The 18,629-nt window shown below is 62.0% G+C and carries 16 protein-coding genes and 1 riboswitch; of the genes, 13 read left to right on the top strand and 3 right to left on the bottom strand.

Annotated elements, in window-relative coordinates:
* The first annotated feature begins 2 nt into the window (after positions 1–2).
* From RHEC894_RS21075 to RHEC894_RS21060, 4 genes are all read left to right on the top strand, one after another.
* Positions 3–407, top strand: a complete 405-nt coding sequence (locus tag RHEC894_RS21075) for an RNA-binding S4 domain-containing protein (protein ID WP_085738716.1) — start codon at positions 3–5, stop codon at positions 405–407.
* A 194-nt stretch (positions 408–601) separates the two neighbouring features.
* Positions 602–940, top strand: a complete 339-nt coding sequence (gene fdxA / locus RHEC894_RS21070; protein WP_003567552.1) for a ferredoxin FdxA — start codon at positions 602–604, stop codon at positions 938–940.
* A 747-nt stretch (positions 941–1,687) separates the two neighbouring features.
* On the top strand, positions 1,688–2,260 hold the full coding sequence (locus RHEC894_RS21065; RefSeq protein WP_003543775.1) for a CarD family transcriptional regulator: 573 nt from the start codon (positions 1,688–1,690) through the stop codon (positions 2,258–2,260).
* Between the two features lie 378 nt (positions 2,261–2,638).
* Positions 2,639–3,502, top strand: coding sequence for an RNA polymerase factor sigma-32 (locus RHEC894_RS21060; RefSeq protein ID WP_085738715.1), 864 nt, complete (start codon positions 2,639–2,641; stop codon positions 3,500–3,502).
* Positions 3,503–3,619: 117 nt separating this feature from the next.
* Here the strand turns inward: RHEC894_RS21060 and RHEC894_RS21055 are convergent, their stop codons facing one another.
* Together RHEC894_RS21055 and RHEC894_RS21050 are read right to left on the bottom strand one after the other, a co-directional pair.
* Positions 3,620–5,164: a M48 family metalloprotease gene (locus RHEC894_RS21055; RefSeq protein WP_085738714.1), complete on the bottom strand. Its 1,545-nt coding sequence runs from the start codon at positions 5,162–5,164 to the stop codon at positions 3,620–3,622.
* Between the two features lie 387 nt (positions 5,165–5,551).
* Positions 5,552–7,090 (bottom strand): MDR family MFS transporter, encoded by a 1,539-nt coding sequence (locus RHEC894_RS21050; protein WP_085738713.1) that lies wholly within the window; start codon positions 7,088–7,090, stop codon positions 5,552–5,554.
* 116 nt (positions 7,091–7,206) lie between these two features.
* Between RHEC894_RS21050 and RHEC894_RS21045 the strand changes: the two genes are divergently transcribed.
* From RHEC894_RS21045 to RHEC894_RS21030, 4 genes are all read left to right on the top strand, one after another.
* The gene (locus RHEC894_RS21045; protein WP_085738712.1) at positions 7,207–7,734 is read left to right on the top strand and encodes a MarR family winged helix-turn-helix transcriptional regulator; all 528 of its coding nucleotides are present in this window, start codon (positions 7,207–7,209) and stop codon (positions 7,732–7,734) included.
* 51 nt (positions 7,735–7,785) lie between these two features.
* A complete protein-coding gene (locus RHEC894_RS21040; RefSeq protein ID WP_206427884.1) occupies positions 7,786–8,442 on the top strand; it encodes a thiamine diphosphokinase in 657 nt (218 codons plus the stop codon).
* Positions 8,443–8,445: 3 nt separating this feature from the next.
* Positions 8,446–10,266 carry an ABC-F family ATP-binding cassette domain-containing protein gene (locus tag RHEC894_RS21035; protein ID WP_085738710.1) on the top strand — a complete coding sequence of 607 codons (1,821 nt, stop codon included), beginning with the start codon at positions 8,446–8,448 and terminating at the stop codon, positions 10,264–10,266.
* Between the two features lie 116 nt (positions 10,267–10,382).
* Positions 10,383–11,012 carry a hypothetical protein gene (locus tag RHEC894_RS21030; RefSeq protein WP_085738709.1) on the top strand — a complete coding sequence of 210 codons (630 nt, stop codon included), beginning with the start codon at positions 10,383–10,385 and terminating at the stop codon, positions 11,010–11,012.
* A 321-nt stretch (positions 11,013–11,333) separates the two neighbouring features.
* On the opposite strand, the gene RHEC894_RS21025 is transcribed toward RHEC894_RS21030, so the two are convergent.
* Complete coding sequence (locus RHEC894_RS21025) at positions 11,334–13,184, bottom strand: ABC transporter ATP-binding protein/permease (RefSeq protein ID WP_085738708.1); 1,851 nt, start codon at positions 13,182–13,184, stop codon at positions 11,334–11,336.
* Between the two features lie 152 nt (positions 13,185–13,336).
* Positions 13,337–13,414: riboswitch (SAM riboswitch) on the top strand.
* A 48-nt stretch (positions 13,415–13,462) separates the two neighbouring features.
* On the opposite strand from RHEC894_RS21025, the gene metA reads away from it, so the two are divergent.
* The 5 genes from metA to nagA all read left to right on the top strand — a co-directional run bounded on the left by metA (position 13,463) and on the right by nagA (position 18,612).
* Positions 13,463–14,386: a homoserine O-succinyltransferase gene (gene metA / locus RHEC894_RS21020; RefSeq protein WP_085738707.1), complete on the top strand. Its 924-nt coding sequence runs from the start codon at positions 13,463–13,465 to the stop codon at positions 14,384–14,386.
* A gap of 120 nt (positions 14,387–14,506) precedes the next feature.
* Positions 14,507–15,529, top strand: coding sequence for an aldose epimerase family protein (locus RHEC894_RS21015; RefSeq protein ID WP_085738706.1), 1,023 nt, complete (start codon positions 14,507–14,509; stop codon positions 15,527–15,529).
* Positions 15,530–15,656: 127 nt separating this feature from the next.
* Entirely contained in the window at positions 15,657–16,433 is a 777-nt protein-coding gene (locus RHEC894_RS21010) for a GntR family transcriptional regulator (protein WP_085738705.1), read from the top strand.
* Positions 16,430–17,461, top strand: a complete 1,032-nt coding sequence (locus RHEC894_RS21005; RefSeq protein ID WP_085738704.1) for an SIS domain-containing protein — start codon at positions 16,430–16,432, stop codon at positions 17,459–17,461. The genes RHEC894_RS21010 and RHEC894_RS21005 overlap by 4 nt, the downstream gene beginning before the upstream one ends.
* A complete protein-coding gene (nagA, locus tag RHEC894_RS21000; RefSeq protein WP_085738703.1) occupies positions 17,461–18,612 on the top strand; it encodes an N-acetylglucosamine-6-phosphate deacetylase in 1,152 nt (383 codons plus the stop codon). The genes RHEC894_RS21005 and nagA overlap by 1 nt, the downstream gene beginning before the upstream one ends.
* Positions 18,613–18,629: the final 17 nt, after the last annotated feature.

Genomic DNA, 18,629 nt, shown 5'->3' with positions numbered 1-18,629 from the left:
TCATGAGCGGGGAGACACAGCCGACAAGCGGTTCGCGCCAGCGCATCGACAAATGGCTGTTCTTCACGCGCATGGTGAAGTCGCGCTCGTTGGCGCAGAGCCATGTCCAGTCGGGCCATGTGCGCATCAACGGCGAGCGCTGCAATCATCCGAGCCAGATGGTCAAGCCGGGCGACCGCATCGAGCTGACGCTGGAACGGCGCGATGTCGTTCTGGTCGTGCGTTTTGCCGGCGAGCGGCGGGGGCCTTACGAGGAGGCCCGCCTGCTCTACGAGGACCTGTCGCCGCCACCGGATGAGACAAAACGTCTCACGCCCTATGAGCAGGCGATCCGGGCGAGCGGTAGCGGTCGTCCAACCAAAAAGGAACGACGCGCAATCGACAGGCTGATGTCGGACGAGGATTAGAAAACTCTGTCTGTGCTGGCGGCTTTTGCAGATCGTTTATCCTTGAAATCCGGCGCCAAAGCCGATACGTCACTGACAACCTGCCGGAAGCGTGCTTGCCGCCCAAGCCTGCCCACGCTTTTCCTCCGGCACGGGGATAGGCGCGACGTTCCAGGTTGCCCGGCCCCATCCGCATGGAAATCCTGGAGTTCTTCATGACCTATGTCGTGACCGACAATTGCATCAAGTGCAAATACACCGATTGCGTGGAAGTCTGCCCTGTCGACTGCTTCTATGAGGGCGAGAATTTTCTCGTCATCCATCCTGACGAATGCATCGATTGCGGCGTCTGCGAGCCGGAATGTCCCGCCGAGGCGATCAAGCCGGATACCGAGCCGGGCCTCGACAAATGGCTGAAGATCAATACCGAATATGCCACCATCTGGCCGAATATCACGGTCAAGAAGGACCCATTGCCCGAGGCCAAGGAAATGGACGGCGAAACCGGAAAGTTCGAGAAATATTTCTCCGAAAAACCCGGTTCCGGCGATTGAGTCGCCGGCCATAATCGGCCGCCGGATTCGGGCGGCCGTGGGGTAAAACGTTTGGAGCCTTTCCTGGTCAGATTGCAGCATTCTGCCGGAGCAGGTTTTCGTCAGGGCAAAGGCGATTGGCGAAGGGCATACTTCTTGGTACGTCCGAGCCGATCGCCTTTGATCCTGGTGGAAAAATGCCCGGCCCACCGGCCGCACCGCTTCGCCACGGCGAAGCGACAAGTGCGTCCGGCGATTCAAGAGTCTTGCAGATTTGCAAGCAAATCTGCGGGAGGGTTGGCTGAAACGGGCCGGTTGATCGACCGGCCGGCTTGGCCGTAGAACTGGGCTACGACGCGCGCCGGCCGGTCGACCATCCGACTCCGTTTGAGCCAACAGAATGCTTCAATTTGACCAGGAAAGGCTCCAAAAGCTGCGTGAGGAATATGGGTGACATGTGTTGCCCGCATGACTCAAGCGAAGCAAATTATTGATTTCCTCATATTTTTATGATAGGTTTTGCCTACTGTTCCATTTGTGGCATGACGCATGCCCAAAACCATCACGAAAGCAAAACAAATCCGTACGCGGTTTCCGTGACATATCAACGCTTTGAGCGCCGGGTCCCAAGATCGTGCGCAAGAAGTTCTTTGCTTTTGCCCGATGGGACCAGAGTGAAGTCACCCGACGGATACTACCGTCTCACCCGGGCCTGACTGACCCGGCTCCGGCCGCCGCCGGAAGCGTAACAGGGAGTTTTTGAATAGAATGACGACTCAGCAGAAAAAGCCTTCCACAGCTCGCCATGGCTTCAAGACCGGTGAATCGATCGTCTACCCCGCTCACGGCGTCGGTACCATCACCGCTATCGAAGAGCAAGAAGTTGCCGGCATGAAGCTCGAACTTTTCGTTATCGATTTCGAAAAGGACAAGATGCGGCTGAAGGTTCCGGTTGCGAAGGCAATGAGCATCGGTATGCGCAAGCTTTCGGAAACGGATTTCGTCGAGCGTGCATTGAAGGTCGTGCAGGGCAAGGCGCGCGTCAAGCGCACCATGTGGTCCCGTCGCGCCCAGGAATATGATGCCAAGATCAATTCCGGCGATCTGATTTCCATCGCTGAAGTCGTGCGCGATCTCTATCGTGCCGAAAACCAGCCCGAGCAGTCCTATTCCGAGCGTCAGCTGTATGAGGCTGCGCTCGACCGCATGGCGCGCGAAATCGCCGCCGTCAACAAGATGTCGGAAACCGAAGCCGTCCGTCTCGTCGAGACCAATCTCAACAAGGGTCCGAAGCGCGGCAAGGCGATCGAAGAAGACGATTCGCAGGACGAAGCCGCATAAGGCGATCCTGTTTTTCCTATCGAAAAAACCCGGCCTTCGCGTCGGGTTTTTTTATTGGAACTTTTTCCCGACTGCCGCGTTTAACACACGTAATTGCGGACTGCTCGCCGGGCAATAGCCTCGACGGGCGAACTGCTATTCCGTCAATGTTCGATGAGGAGCGGATCATGCCTTTCCAATATTGCCCATCCGGCAAGGTGAAGAAACAGGTCCAGCCCAGCCGTCTTTCCGGCTCATGATGAGAAATAGGGCCTCCCCCTGAAAAGTCCAGGGGCGAGGTCTTCATGCATTCAGAAGCCTTTCAAGCCGGACAGCAATGTTCCGGCATGTGAGTTTTATTGTTCATTTAGGGCGAGAGGCCTGTTTCAGGAGATCGAAATGAAGAACATGTCTGCAGACCGGCGCATGATCAAAATCGCGATGGCCGCCCCTTATCTCGCCCGCCAGGAAGAACACGATCTCGCCATCCGCTGGAAGGATCACGATGATCGCGGCGCGCGCAACCAGATCGCCATGGCGCATATGCGCCTCGTCATCTCCATGGCCGGCAAGTTCCGCAATTTCGGCCTGCCGATGAGCGACCTCGTGCAGGAGGGATATGTCGGCCTGCTGGAGGCCGCCGCCCGCTTCGAGCCGGACCGCGATGTACGCTTTTCCACTTATGCCAGCTGGTGGATCAGGGCTTCGATCCAGGATTACATCCTGCGCAACTGGTCGATCGTCCGCGGCGGCACGAGCTCGGCGCAGAAGGCGCTGTTCTTCAATCTGCGCCGTCTGCGCGCCAAGCTCGCCAAGGGCGACACGCAGCTGACGCTGCAATCCATTCACCAGGAAATCGCCGCGGCGCTCGGCGTCAGCCTCGCCGATGTACAGACCATGGATGCCAGGCTTTCCGGCAACGACGCCTCGCTGCAGGCGCCTTCGGTCTCCGGCGATGCCGAGAGCGCGGAGAAGATGGACTTCCTCGTCAGCGACGATCCGCTGCCGGACGAGCAAGTCTCCAACATGATCGACGGCGAACGCCGCCGCATCTGGCTCGCTTCGGCGCTGAAACATCTCAACGAACGCGAGATGAAGATCATCAGCGCCCGGCGTCTGGCGGAAGACGGCGCCACGCTCGAAGAACTCGGGGCCGATCTCGGCATCTCCAAGGAGCGTGTGCGGCAGATCGAAAGCCGGGCGATGGAGAAGCTCCGCAGCGCGCTCGTCAGCGCCGATCCGCATATGGCGGCCTACGCCTGACTTATAGCCCGCCTGAATCTATCGCATGTCGCAGAAAATCGCGGCGCACATCATCCCGACGATGCCGTATCCCCTTCAGCAGCAGCACAGACTGGCCCGGCGCAAGCCGGGTTTTTTTTACTCGGCGATGATCTTGACGCGATCGCCAGGTGAAACGGCTGCGCCGGTGGGCAGGGCGTTGATGAGTTTGAAGAGATCGAGCTTGCGGTCGGTGCCCATCATGCGGGCGGCGAGCGTCGAGATATTTTCACCCGGCCGGACGGTGACGACGCGGATGCGCAAGGGCTTCAGCGAGGCAGCTTCGGCCGGCGTCATGCGCCGGAAACTTGCGCGCAGGACTTCGGCCGTCGGCTCGAGCGCGTCGCTGCCCTTCGGCACGGCGGTCAGGAAACGGAAGATCTGCGAATTGTTGCGGATCACGGTGACGTCGAAATCCCAGCGGTCGGCGCTGGCGCGCGCGGTAGCGGCTTCCATGCCGTTGATGGTGATCGGCTGAATGGTCGACGGGTCGAGACCGGTCACCCAGCCGCTGGAAATATAGTTGGTAAGGCTCTGGTTCTGATTGTCGGCGACGCCGTCGAAGCGCACGGCGATGTCGTTCGGGCCGGTCGCCATCACCGCTTCGACCTTGTTGTCGATATGGAAATCCGGCGGCACGTCGAAGCGGATGCCGAGGCCGCCGTGCAGGAAGGTCTGACCGCGCACATAGCCTTCCTCAGGGCTGTCGCCGTAGAGCAGGCCGTCTATGCCGTCGAGATAATAATCGCGGCCCTTGTCGCCGACCGAACCTTCCTGGCCGAAGGCGCGGGCGTGGGTGCGGGCAAGCTCGATGCGCTGCGCCGAATTCGGGTGGCTCGACAGGAAGTCGAGGCTCTGGTCGGCTTCGGGATCGACGGACATGAAACGGCTGTAAGCCGCCATGGAATCGAGGAAACGGGCGGCGGCATACGGATCGTAGCCGGCTTCGCCGAGCATGCGTACGCCGATGACGTCGGCCTGCAATTCCTGCTGCCGGGAGAAGGCAGCGAGCCGCAGCTTGCCGCGGGCCAGCGCCTGCTTGCCGGCGATATCGCTGGAAAGCACCTCGGCGACGACGCGGCTGGCGATGACCTCCGCCTCTTCGCGTTTCTGCCGCTCGATGCCGTGATTGGCCGTCACATGGCCCATCTCGTGCGACAGCACGGCTGCGACCTCGGAGGCGTCGTTGGCGAGCGCCAGCAGGCCACGGGTAACGTAGAGATAACCGCCCGGCAGCGCAAAGGCGTTGATGGCAGGCGAATTCAGGATGGTGATGCGGTAGGACTGGCTCGGATTTTCCGACACTGCCGTCAGCGCGCCGGCGATGCGGGCGACGAGGCGTTCGGTCTTGGCGTCCTTGTATTCGCCGCCGTAGCTTGCCACGATGCGCGGATGCTCACGGGCACCCATCGCGGCGCGCGGGTCGTTTTTCTGCACCTCGTCGACGATCTGCGGATTGGAAGACGGCGACACGCTCGGCTGGTAGGATTGCTCGATCAGCGTCTGGCAGCCATTCAGCGCCATTGCGACGGCCGACAGCAGCATCAGGCGGCGCAAGAAGCGCTGCGGCGCAGAGATGGCATCACTGGAAAGCGCGGGCGATTTCCACGTCGTCAAGCTATCCAGTCTGTTTCTCCGCATCATGTCGCTATTTTGCCGGTTTACCGCAGGTTCGGACCGGCCGTGGCAAGGGGGATTCAACAGGTGCGCACCCCTGATCTCGCACTGCACAATCGGCCGATACAAGTCCTTGCTGTAGCTGATTTCCGCATCGGTTGCATAGCGAAACTCTGTTTAAATGTGGCGCCGTTGCATTTTGGCAAGTCTCGGGCAGCGAGACCTCCCTTCGCTCGGACGAAATTATGGCGAAAGTTCCGTCACGACACGGAGATTCGTCGGCGGCGCAGAAAAAGAACGGATCGATTGAACGAACCGGCCGGACAGCGACAGCCATGCGAGAAAATTGCAATCCTTGATAAGCGTAACGCGGACAGAACGCCTTATGATGAGTGTTCCGCGTGTACGATCCGGCTATTCCGCGGCTTTCGCCGTCGTCGCCTGGGGCAGCTTCGCCTCGCCGGCGCGGGGCAGTTGCACCGGCTTCAGCATGATGGCAGCCACAAGGCCGATCAGCGCAATGGCGCAGGCGGTCATGAACAGCGGCGAAAAGGCGGCGGCGTAGATATCGGCGACGGCCCGGCGGCTTGCTTCGGGAAGCGAAGCCATCATCTTCGGCGTCAGCTGCTCGATATCGGCGACACCGGGAATGGAGACGCCGACCTTGCCGAGCCCAGAAGCGATGATGGCGCCGTAGATTGATATGGCGATCGATGCGCCTCCCATGCGCGACAGCGTCACCGAGCCGGTGGCGGCGCCGACATCGCGGGCGGGCGCTGAATTCTGCACGCCGATCACGGGAACCTGCTGGGCAAGACCGATGCCGATGCCATGCAGCATCATGATCGCCCCGATGAAAGCGATCGGCGTTCCCGCATGGATCTGCGACATCAGTGCGAAGGCGATGGCGCTGCATGTCAGGCTGGCGATGGCGAAGGGTTTGTAACGGCCCGTCTTCGAGATGATGCGGCCGGCGGAAAGCGACCCGCAGACGAGGCCGCCTGTGAGAAGGATGAAGAGAAGGCCAGCGGCAGAGGGCGAAAGGCCGGTGGTGGTCTGCAGGAAGAGAGCGAGATAGTTGACCATGCCGATGGCGATGGCGCCGCCCATGATCGACATCACCAGCAGCAGGCTGAAGGTGGAATTGCGAAAGAGCTCCAGGGGAACGATCGGCTCCGGCGCGCGGCGCTCGACAAATACCCAGGCGACGGCGCAGACGACGCCGAAAGCGACGATGCCGATACTCTGCGGCGAAATCAGCGCGCCGAACAATTCGCTGCTATCCGTGGCAAGCACGATACTGGTCGTCGTCAGCGCGAGCAGGAGCGCACCGGCATAATCGATCCTGGGGCGACGATGCGGCTTGCGATAAGGCAGCATGAAGGCGAGACCGGTGAGCACGATGAAGCCGATCGGAACGTTGACGAGGAAGATCGAGCGCCAGCCGAAAAGATCACTCATCGTGCCGCCGAGCACCGGGCCGATGGCACCTGATGCCATCAATACCAGGCTGGAATAGCTCTGGTAGCGCGCCCGCTCCCGCGGCTCGAACAGATCGGCGTTGACGGCGAAGATCGACACCATGATGCCGCCGCCGCCAAGACCCTGCAGCACGCGGGCGGCGATCAGCGTGTTCATCGACACCGCGAGGCCGCAGACCGCCGAGCCGACGGTGAAGATCATGATCGCCGTCATCATCACGTATTTGCGGCCGAACAGATCGCCGAGTTTGCCATAGAGCGGCATGACGGCGCTCAGTGACAGGAGATAGGCCGAGCCGATCCAGCCGAAGCGCTCGAGATGGCCGAATTCGCCGACGATCGTCGGCAGCGCCGTGGAAACGATCTGATTGTCCAGGGTCGCCATGAACATGGCCGTCATCAGAAAGAGGAAGAGGATAAGCCGGCGACGGGGATCCGTCACGAGCGGCGCAGGCGCGAGTTGCATGTCCATGGGAGCATCATTCCGGGTTTGCTGCTCTTTTATGTGCTAACAGCATATATCTGTCAATGGCACATTAATGACATTGGCATATTCAAATTTCGAAACGGCTCTGTTATGGTTCCGTGATGAGCGAAGTGCTGACCAAGACAATTCCCGCAGAACCGCCAGAGCCGGATGAGGAAAACATACCTCGCATCGGCCGCAGCATGGGCCGCATGCGGTTGATGACCGGGCGACGGCTGATCGGCCGGCTGGCGATCCAGAGCGCCGCGCCGGGTCTCGAACTTTCGCATCTCGATGTGCTCGATGCCGTCCGCCGGGCGCAGCCGGCCGGCGAGGTCACGGTCGGCATGATCGCCGAGATGCTGCGCATCGATCCGTCACGGGCAAGCCGGGTGGTGGCCGACATGGTCGGGCGCAACGTGCTGCGACGCGAGGCTTCGCAGGCCGATGCGCGGCGGATTGTCGTCGTCATGACCGAGGTCGGCCAGGGTCTGCTTGCCGAGATCGTCGCGCAGAAACTCGCGATCATCTCCGAGATCGTGTCCGACTGGCCGGAGGACGATGTCAACCGCTTCGCTTTGCTGTTCGAGCGCTTCATCGGCGGTTATGAGGCGGTCTTCCTGTCGCGCGATAAGGATACGCCGGGCTGAGGTCATCGTTTGCCGGCCCTTCCCCTCGACCCCCCGTTTGCGCTAAGGGCAATGCCCATGAGCCAATCGACCTTCACCATTCTGCTCGGCGGCGAACTCAGCCTGACGGAGCGCCTGCGCCATGCCATCGGCGGCAGCCGTTTCATCGCGGCCGATGGTGGCATGCGGCATGCGGCAGCACTCGGTGTCGTGCCGGAACTCTGGGTCGGCGACTTCGATTCGACGCCTGATGATCTCGATGGCGCTTTTCCCCACGTGCCGAAACAGCCTTATCCGGCGGCAAAGGCGGCGACGGACGGCGAAATCGCCGTCTCGGAAGCGATCGCGCGGGGTGCGCGGCGGCTGATCCTGGTGGGAGCACTTGGCGGCGAACGCTCCGATCACGCGCTTCAGCATCTGCTGTCGGCCGTCAGCCTGGCGGAAGAGGGTTTTGACGTGCGGCTGAGCTCGGGCAAGGAAGAGGCCGTGCCGCTGCTTGCCGGGACGATCGAATTGGATCTTCCCAAGGGCAGCCTGGTTTCCGTGCTCGGCTTCAGCGAGCTGACCGGGCTTTCTATCGACAATGCGCGTTATCCGCTGGCCGATTTCCATCTGCCTTTCGGTTCGTCGCGCACCATTTCCAATGTCGCGGAAGGCAAGGTTCGCTTTTCGCTCAAAAGCGGTCGGGCGATCGTGCTCGCCAGGCCCTATGATCTTTCCGGAGTCTGATTTTTGGCCCCTCCCATTCTGAAACTCGACGATATCTTCCTGAGCTTCGGCGGCGCACCGCTTTTGGCGGGCGCCAGCCTGCAGATCGAGCCCGGTGACAAAATCTGTCTCGTCGGCCGCAACGGCTCGGGAAAATCGACGTTGCTGAAGATCGCCGCCGGCCTGGTCGAGGCGCAGTCCGGCGAGGTCTTCCGCCATCCGTCCTCGACGGTGCGTTATCTCGAACAGGCGCCGGATTTTGCCGGCTTCAACACCGTTCAGGCCTATGCCGAGGCCGGCCTCGGGCCGGGCGACGACCCCTATCGCGTCACCTATCTGCTCTCCCATCTCGGGCTGACCGGCGAGGAAGATCCGAGAACCCTTTCCGGCGGCGAATCGCGCCGCGCCGCCCTTGCCCGCGTGCTGGCGCCCGAGCCCGATATTCTCCTGCTCGACGAGCCGACCAACCACCTCGACCTTCCCACCATCGAATGGCTGGAAGGCGAGCTGCAGAAGACCCGCAGCGCTTTGGTGCTGATCTCGCACGACCGGCGTTTCCTCGAAAAGGTCTCGACGGCAACCGTTTGGCTCGACCGCGGCACCTCGCGCCGGCTCGACAGAGGATTTTCGCATTTCGAGGCCTGGCGCGACCAGGTGCTGGAGGCCGAGGAGCTGGAGCAGCATAAGCTCGGCAAGGCGATCGAGCGTGAGGAGCACTGGCTGCGTTACGGCGTCACGGCGCGGCGCAAGCGCAACATGCGCCGCCTCGGCGAGCTGCAGACGATGCGCTCGCAATATCGCGGCCACAAGGGGCCGCAGGGCACGGTGCAGGCGACGGCTTCAGACGCGCAGGAATCCGGCAAGCTGGTGATCGAGGCCGACAAGATCACCAAGAGCTTCAGCGAGAGGGCCATCGTCACGCCGTTTTCGATCCGCGTGCATCGCGGCGATTGCATCGGTCTGGTCGGGCCGAACGGCGCCGGCAAGACGACGCTCTTGAAGATGTTGACCGGGCAGCTTTCGCCCGACAGCGGCACGATAAAGCTCGGCACCAATCTGGAGATTGCAACCCTCGACCAGAAGCGCGAGGATCTCGATCCCGAGGATACGCTCGCCAACTATTTGACGGACGGGCGCGGCGAAAACCTGCTCGTCAACGGCGAGCAGCGCCATGTGACCGGCTACATGAAGGAATTCCTGTTCCAGCCGGAACAGGCGCGCACGCCGATCAGAAGCCTCTCCGGCGGCGAGCGCGCCCGGCTGATGCTGGCGCGTATTCTCTCGCGCCCGGCGAACCTGCTGATCCTCGACGAACCCACAAACGATCTTGACATCGAAACGCTCGACCTGCTGCAGGAGATTGTCGCCGGTTTTCCCGGCACCGTCATTCTCGTCAGCCACGACCGCGATTTCCTCGACCGCACCGTGACCTCGACGATCGCACCCGCCGTGCCTGATGCACCGGACGGACGCTGGATCGAATATGCCGGCGGCTACTCCGATATGCTGGCGCAGCGCAAGGGTGCGCTCGAGGAGCGCAAGCGGGCCGAGAAAGCGGCTGAGAAGCCGAAGAGCCAGGAGACAGCACCTGCCGGGGGAAGCTCGAAGAGCAAGCTGTCGTTCAAGCAGAAATTCGCATTGGACAATTTGCCGAAGGAAATGGCGAAAGCCGAAGCCGAGATCGCCAAGCGCGAACAGGCGATGGCCGACCCCAATCTTTTCACGCGCGATGCCGCCGCCTTCAATCGGCTAGCGAGCGAGATGGAGAAGCTGCGCGCCGGTCTGATAAAGATGGAGGAGGAGTGGCTGGAGCTCGAAATGCTGCGGGAGGAGCTGGAAGGCTGAGTTTCCCGGGCTCGACGCTCACCTTTCGTTGATTCGCTAGTGTATCCCCAGTCGGCATAAGGTGCCGTCCGGCAGCCGGAGATATTGCCGATCACAGTGGCGACAAGGAAAGTCATATGTCTCGCAGGCCTCACCCTCTTCTTTTCACAGCACTTGCCGCCGGCGGCTTTGTTGCGCTTGTCTTCTCACAGGTCGCGCAGGCGCAGGATGGCGAACGCGTCCGTGTTCGCGGCGCCATCGAAAGCCTCAGCGGCGATCAGCTCGTCGTAAAGACCCGCGAAGGCAGCGATGCGACGATCACGCTGAAAGCCGGCTGGAAGGTCGGCGGGATCAAAAAAGCCTCGGTCGAAGATATCAAGCCCGGCGATTTCGTCGGTGTCGCCTCGCTCCCGAAAGGCAGCGGTCCGGATGGTGCGATCGAGGTGCTGATCTTCCCGGCGTCGATGAAGGGGACCGGTGAGGGCAACCGTCCCTGGGATGCCCAGCCGAACAGCCAGATGACCAATGCGACCGTCAGCAATGCCGTCAAATCCGTCGACGGCCACACGATCACGCTGACCTATCAGGGCAAGGAAAAGACCATCACAATCGCCGACGGTACGCCGATCGTGACCCTGGCACCCGCGACCAAGGACGATCTGAAGGCCGGGGCCGGCGTCATCGTCACGGGCGAGAAGGCGGCAGACGGCAGCATTTCGGCCAGCCAGGTCGCCGTCGGCCTCAACGGTATCACGCCGCCGATGTGACTGGTCGCCCAGCCGGCCGTTCGCGCGCGACCTGGAGAATATCGTCCTTGCGCCCGGTTTCTGTCTGAGAATCAACCCAGTCCGTCATTGGATCGGGCAGGGAAATATTCATCGTCGCCATGTTCGTCATCTCGCCCGCTTACGCTTTGGCAAAGACGGCATCATGCTTGCCAAAGCTGAATAAAGGCGAGGTCTAAAGCGCGTCGCAATCTTTCAGATTCGCTCCTCGCGCTTTAGGTCTTTGTTTTACGCATGTCGTTGCGGCAAAACCGCTTCGCGCTTTGCCTGGCAAAACCGCTGCACACTTTTGCGCGACATGCTTTAAAGCGCCGGTGCGGGAACGGCAGCAGCGCCGACACTGGCGCTGGCGCCGGTCTGGGCGACAGGCGGTTCTTCGGATTTTGACGGTAGTGCCTGTAGATGCAGGACACGCGGCTGCAGCGCCTCGAGATAGGCCTCGGAGCGGCCGATATAGATCATGCCGGTTCCGGGCAGGGAGGTCAGCAGCTTGGCCATCGTTTCCTGCCATTCCGGCTCCATGCCTTCCAGCACTTCGTCGAAAACGATCCAGCGCGGGCGCACCAGAAGCAGGCGGGCGAAGCCGATCGCCTTCTGTTCGTCGCTGTCGAGCAGCTTGTCCCAGCGGGCGCGGGTATCGAGGCGTGCGATCAGTGAATGCAGGCCGGCCTTGTCGAGGGCCGTCTCGATGGCGGCTTTGTCGTAGCTATCGGGGCTCTCCGGGAAGGCCAGCGCCTCGCGCAGGGTGCCGCCGGGAACATAGGCGATCTGCGGGACGAACAGCATGTCGTCGATCGGCGGCAGGCCCATCGTGCCGCTGCCGCACGGCCAGAGCCCGGCCATCGCCTGGAACAGCAGCTTGCGGTTGACGCTGTGATCGCCGTTGATCATGATTTTTTCGCCTGATTTGATCACCACATCGGTTTCGCGCAGGCGGAAGCCGCCGCATTCGTCGATCTCTTCGCCGATCTTGGCATTGATCACGACATCCTTCAGCGTCAGCGTGTCGGGCGCGGTGTTTTCATAGGCGATGCTGCCCTTCAGGTCGTAGTCCTCGTCCATGTCGAGCAGCGCCTGGCGGAAATCGGTGACGCGCATCAGCGTGGCGCGCCATTCGGCGATCGGGCCGAAATTGGCGACGTACCAGCGCAAGGCGGTGTTGACCTGGTTGAAGGCGCCGACCGACATCATCAGCTGGCCGAGGGTGAGGCCGCCGGAGAAATAGGCGGGCGCGGCGACGATGATCGGGATGACGATCACCAGCCAGCCATAGCCGGCCGAAACCCAGGTGAGGTTGGTATTGGCCATGGCGAGTCGCTTGACGACCCTCAACACCGAGCTGATGTCGGTGTTGATCCGCCGGCGCTCATTCTCCTCGCCGCGGGCAACGGTGATTGCCGGCATGTTTTCATTGGCATGCATCAGCGTGAAGCGAAGCTCGGCCTCTTTCGAGAAACGGTCGGCATTGAGCTTGACCAGCTTGCGGCCGACGACCTGGCTCAGCACCGAGGCGGAGGCGGCGTAGAAAATCGCCGCCCAGACCATGTAACCGGGAATGGAGAAGCTGTGGCCGCTGATGCGGAAGATGAAGCCGCTCGAAAGCTCCCAGAGCACGCCGATGAAGCTCACCAGAAGAATGGTCGACTGCAGCAGGCCGAGAACGAGGCCGGTCGTGCTTTCGGCGAGATTGCGGGAATCCTCGTGCAGGCGCTGGTCGGGATTGACGCCGATCAGGCCGCTGGAGGCAAGCCGCAGCGCCCGCTTGCGCTTCAGCCACTGGTCGACGAGGTCGCGCGACAGGCCCTCGCGCATATAAAGCGCGGTCATCTGGTTCAGCCAGGCCTGCAGCACGTTGAGCAGCAGGAGCGAACCGGCGATCATCGCAAAGATTTCGAGCTGGTGGAAGAATTCGCCGAGGTCGCGGCGCTCCAGCGAATCGTAGAAGGGCGCATTCCACTCATTGAGGATGACCTGGCCGTACGACGTCGCCAGGATAACAAGGATCAGCACGGTCGCCAGAAACAGCACCTTGCCGCGCACTTGCGAATTCCAGAACGCTGAGAACATCACCCCGAGGCGAGATGTCAGGCTGAGATCATACCCTACCCTATCCTGCCTCCGGATTCCTGGCCTCCCCTCGATTTTATCTGCCATTACGCTTTTCCAAATCGCCCATACCCCATTATTAACATGGTGGCGTTACCGGTCTATCAACAGATTCTATCAGTCATTAAACTGTGATGATGCTTGCCTGGATCGCGCCCGCATGCATTCGCCATTGATTCGCGGTCTGACTGGGGCTAATTAAAGGGCTCCGTGGTGATTTGGCCGGCCGGCTTGCAGCCACGTTAAAAAAGTCGCTAAAGGGCCGCGTGCGGACCGGTAGCGATTTTTGTCGCCGCCGGTTTTTTGTTTTTGATCGAGTGACCGCAATGCCCATCAAGATCCCCGATACGCTGCCCGCCTTCGAAACCCTCGTTCAAGAGGGCGTGCGGGTGATGACCGAGACGTTGGCGATCCGGCAGGATATCAGACCGCTGCAGATCGGGCTGCTCAATCTCATGCCGAACAAGATCAAGACCGAATTGCAGATGGCCCGTCTCGTCGGCGCCTCGCCGCTGCAGGTCGAGCTGTCGCTGATCCGTATCGGCGGCCACAAGGCGAAGAACACGTCAGAAGATCACCTGCTTTCCTTCTATCAGACCTGGGAGGAGGTGCGGCACCGCAAGTTCGACGGCTTCATCATCACCGGGGCGCCGATCGAACTCCTGCCCTATGAGGACGTCACCTATTGGGCGGAGATGCAGCAGATTCTCGACTGGACGGAAACGAATGTCCATTCGACGATGAACGTCTGCTGGGGCGCGATGGCGGCGATCTATCATTTCCACGGCGTTCCGAAATACGAGCTGAAAGAGAAGGCCTTCGGCGTCTACCGCCACCGGAACCTGAAGCCGTCCTCCATCTATCTCAACGGCTTTTCGGATAATTTCGAGGTGCCGGTGTCGCGCTGGACCGAGGTGCGCCGCACCGATATCGAAAAATCCGGCAGCCTGGAGATCCTGATGGAATCCAGCGAAATGGGCGTCTGCCTGGTGCACGAGAAGCGAGGCCGGCGGCTCTACATGTTCAACCATGTCGAATATGATTCCACCTCGCTGTCCGATGAATATTTTCGTGACGTCAATGCCGGCGTGCCGATCAAGATGCCGCACAACTACTTCCCGCATAACGATCCGGCGCTTGCGCCGCAGAACCGCTGGCGCAGCCATGCGCATCTTTTGTTCGGCAACTGGATCAACGAAATCTACCAGACGACGCCCTTTGACGTGGAGGAGATCGGCACGGATCTCTGAGCCCCGTGTTCTTTCTGCTCCGACCGGTTGCGGTTTGGAGCAAATGCGGGCAGGTTCCGGTCCGGAACCCTATAGCGTCGCGCGTCTCTAATCAGATGCGCAAAGAATGGACGGTCGATCATGTCGGATAAGTTGGAGCGGGAAGTTTTCGGGCAGACGAAGGAAGGCGAAACCGTCTATCGCGTCGTCATCAAGGGCGGCGGGCTGACGGCCAAGATCATCACCTGGGGTGCGGTCATCCAGGATCTGCGCCTTGAGGGACATGAGGCGCCGCTACAGCTCGGCTTTGAGGATTTCGACAGCTACCCTCTCTATTCGGCCTATTTCGGCGCGACACCCGGCCGCTGCGCCAACCGTGTCGGCGGTGGCAAATTCACGCTCGACGGCAAGGATTATCAGCTCGAGCCGAACGAAAACGGCGTCACGCATCTGCATGGCGGCAGCGACAATATCGCCAAACGCAGCTGGACGATCGTCGAGCATGACGTCGACCGGGTCGTGCTGAAGATCGTCGATCCCGACGGCCGCGCCGGTTATCCCGGCAATTGCACCATCCAGGCGACGTTCCGGGTGCATGGCAATGGCGAATTGTCGATCACTTACGAATCGACCAGCGACCAGCCGACGCTCGCCAATGTCTGCCAGCACGCCTATTTTAATCTCGATGGCCGCGACGATGCGCTGGGCCACGACATCATGATCGCTGCCGACCACTATCTGCCGACCGACGAGAGGCAGGTGCCGACCGGCGAGATCCGTTCCGTCGCCGGCACGGAGTTCGATTTCCGCGAGATGGCGCCGATGAAGCGTTTCGCCGGCAGCGAGCAGGCTTTGTACGACCATAATTTCTGCCTGTCGCCCAAGCGCACCGCCAAGCGCAGCGTCGCGCTCGCCCGCAGCCTCTATTCCGGTGTGTCGCTGGAGGTGCGCAGCACCGAGCCGGGCGTGCAGTTCTATGCCGGCTTCAAACTCAATACCGGGGCGCCCGGCCTCGGTGGGCGCAAATACGGCGCCTTCGCCGGCTTTTGCCTGGAGACGCAGGTCTGGCCGGATGCCATCAATCACCAAGGTTTCCCGAATGCGGTGCTGCGCCCCGGCGAAGTGCTGCGCCAGGAGACGGATTATATCTTCACCAAGAGCTGAGCTTTTTCAGACGCACGGCTGTCACCTTAGATCGCTATCAACCTCTCCGGTCCCCGGGGAGGTTTTTTCTTGCCGGCGTGCGATTCTGCCTTGCTGATTGGTTCTAGATAGGTTCTATTGTGTGCCGATGGATAGAACCAGTCTGATAGCGGAGCTGAGCAGCCGCGGCCTGCGTGACGAGGCGTTGACCGGCCCGCTCTACAAGCGGCTGGCGCAGGCGCTGACCGGCCTCATTCAGGAAGGATTGCTGAAGCCCGGCACGGCGCTGCCGGGGGAGCGCGATCTTGCCGAGGCCTTGAAGCTCGGCCGCGTCACGGTGCGCACCGCTTATCGCGATCTGATGGCCTCCGGCGCACTGGAATCGCGCCATGGAAGCGGTACTTTCGTATCGAGCAGGGTGGAGCGCATGGAGCAGTCGCTCTGGCGGCTTTCCTCCTTCTCCGCCGACATGCGCTCGCGCGGGCGCCTGCCGGCTGCACGGATCCTGTCGCGGGCGATCAATACGCCGTCACCGGAGGAATCTTTCCTGCTCGGTCTCGGCGGCGACGAGCCGGTGCTGCGGCTCGATCGTCTGCGCCTTGCGGACGGCCTGCCGCTGGCAATCGAACGCGCCGTGGTGCCGATCAAGTTCCTGGGTGGCGATGCCGGCGGCGGCGAGGGATCGCTCTACGATGCGCTGGCCGCCAATGGCCACCGGCCCGTGCGCGCGCTGCAGCGGCTGACCGCGGTCACGCTCGATCCGTCTTCGGCGGCGATCCTGAACGTCAAATCGGGCGCGCCGGCACTGCTTATCGAACGCGTCTCGCGCCTGGAAGACCAGCGCGTCGTCGAATACACCCGCTCGCATTATCGCGGCGATGCCTATGATTTCGTTGCCGAATTGAGAATTGGAGATGACCTATGAGTGAGAACCAGTCGCTGATGCTGCAGGAAGCCGGCCAATCGCCCGAGGTGGTGGCCACGCTTCTCGAAAAGGAAAAGCCGGTTTTTGCCGAGATCGCCCGGCTGTTTTCGTCCACCCGCCCGAGCGTGGTGACGACGGCGGCGCGCGGTTCTTCGGACCATGCCGCCACCTTCTTCAAATATTTGTTCGAGATCACCTGCGGCGTTCCGGTCGCCTCGGTCGGTCCCTCGATCGCGTCCGTCTACGGTGCCGCCCTCCATCTGAAGGGCGGCGTGCATTTCACCGTCTCGCAATCGGGCGCGAGCCCCGATATCGTGGCGCTGCAGGAGGCGGCCAAGAAGGGCGGAGCAACGACGATCGCCGTCGTCAACGTCATCGACAGCCCGCTCGCCAAACAGGCCGATGTCGTTCTCGGCCTCAACGCCGGCGCGGAAAAGAGCGTGGCGGCGACAAAGTCCTTCATCGCCTCGGTCGCAGCCCTTTCCGGGGTGACGGCCGCGATCGGCGGCGCGTCCGGCCTGCAGGCAGCGCTGGAAAAACTGCCGGAGGCGCTTTCGGCAACTGCCGGAATCGATACGGCGGCAGCCGAAGAGGTGCTGTTCCATGCGACCTCGCTCTATACGGGCGGCCGCGGCCCGGCCTTTGCGATCGCGCTCGAAGCGGCGCTGAAGGCCAAGGAAACCTCCGGCCTGCATGCCGAAGCTTTCTCGCTGGCGGAACTGATGCACGGTCCGATGCGCCTGGTACAGCCGGGCTTTCCGATCGTCGCCTTTGCGCCTGACGACGCGGCCTTCGCCAACAACGGCCAGGCGCTGGAGCGTCTGCAGAAACTCGGTGCCACCACCGTCGGTTTCTCCACGCAACCTCTCTCCGGCATCAATCTGCGCGTGCCGACGACCGGCAACGGCCTCGTCGATCCGCTGGTGTCGCTGCTCGTCTATTACCGGCTGATCGAGTCGGTGACGCGCCGCAAGGGCTTCGATCCGGACAGGCCGGCAAACCTGCTCAAGGTGACGGAGACGGTCTGATGGCCCGCAAGATCTTCATCGGCGCCCGCATCTTCGACGGTGAGCGCTTTCATGACGACAAGGCGCTCATCGTTGCCGACGGCCGCGTCGAAGCGATTGTCGCGACAAACGATCTGCCGGACGGCGAGACGGAGACGCTTGCCGGCGGCGTCCTGTCCGCGGGCTTCATCGATGCACAGGTCAACGGCGGCGGCGGACGGATGCTGAACGACGAGCCATCCGCCGCCTCGATGGAGATCATCGCACAGGGCCACCGGCCCTATGGAACGACCGCGCTACTGCCGACGCTGATCACCGACACATCGGAAGCTTCCATCGCCGCGATCGAGGCCGCCACGGAAGCAGTCAAGGCGAACCGCGGTGTCGCTGGCCTGCATCTCGAAGGGCCGCATCTGGCGCCCGCGCGCAAAGGCGCGCACCTGGCCGAATTGATGCGGCCGGTCGAGGACCGCGACGTCAAGGCCTTCATCCGGGCGCGCGAGGCGATCGGTACGCTGCTCGTCACCATCGCCGCCGAGCAGGTGACGGTTGCCCAGGTGCGCGAGCTGGCGGAAAACGGTGTCACGGTCAGCATCGGCCATTCCGATTGTTCGAGCGAGGCGGCGGAGGAACGTTTCGATGCCGGGGCGCGCGGCGTCACGCACCTCTTCAACGCGATGAGCCAGTTGGGGCACCGCGCCCCCGGTCTGGTCGGCGCCGCGATCGACCATCCCTCCACCTGGTGCGGTATCATTGCCGACGGTCATCACGTCGATCCGAAGGCCTTGCGCACGGCGCTGCGCGCCAAGCGGGGCGAAGGCAAACTGTTCTTCGTCACCGATGCGATGTCGCTCGTCGGATCTGAAAAAGATTCGTTCACGCTGAACGGGCGCACCGTCCGGCGCGAAAGGGGCGGCTTCTGCTCGAAGCTGGTACTGTCCGACGGCACGCTCGCCGGCTCCGACGTCGACATGATCTCGACGATCCGTTACGGCGTCACCTATCTCGACCTGACGCTCGCCGAGGCCTTGCGCATGGCGACCCTCTATCCCGCACGTTTCCTCCGGCTTGCCGATCGCGGCCATCTCTCGCCGGGGGCGCGCGCCGATCTCGTCCATCTCACCGATGCACTCACGGTTACCGCCACCTGGCTTGCCGGCGAAGCGGCCTGACACCAAGAGCGGTTCAG

This window comes from Rhizobium sp. CIAT894 (assembly GCF_000172795.2).
In the GTDB taxonomy this organism is placed as follows: domain Bacteria; phylum Pseudomonadota; class Alphaproteobacteria; order Rhizobiales; family Rhizobiaceae; genus Rhizobium.
This window is presented reverse-complemented; position numbering and strand designations above follow the sequence as displayed.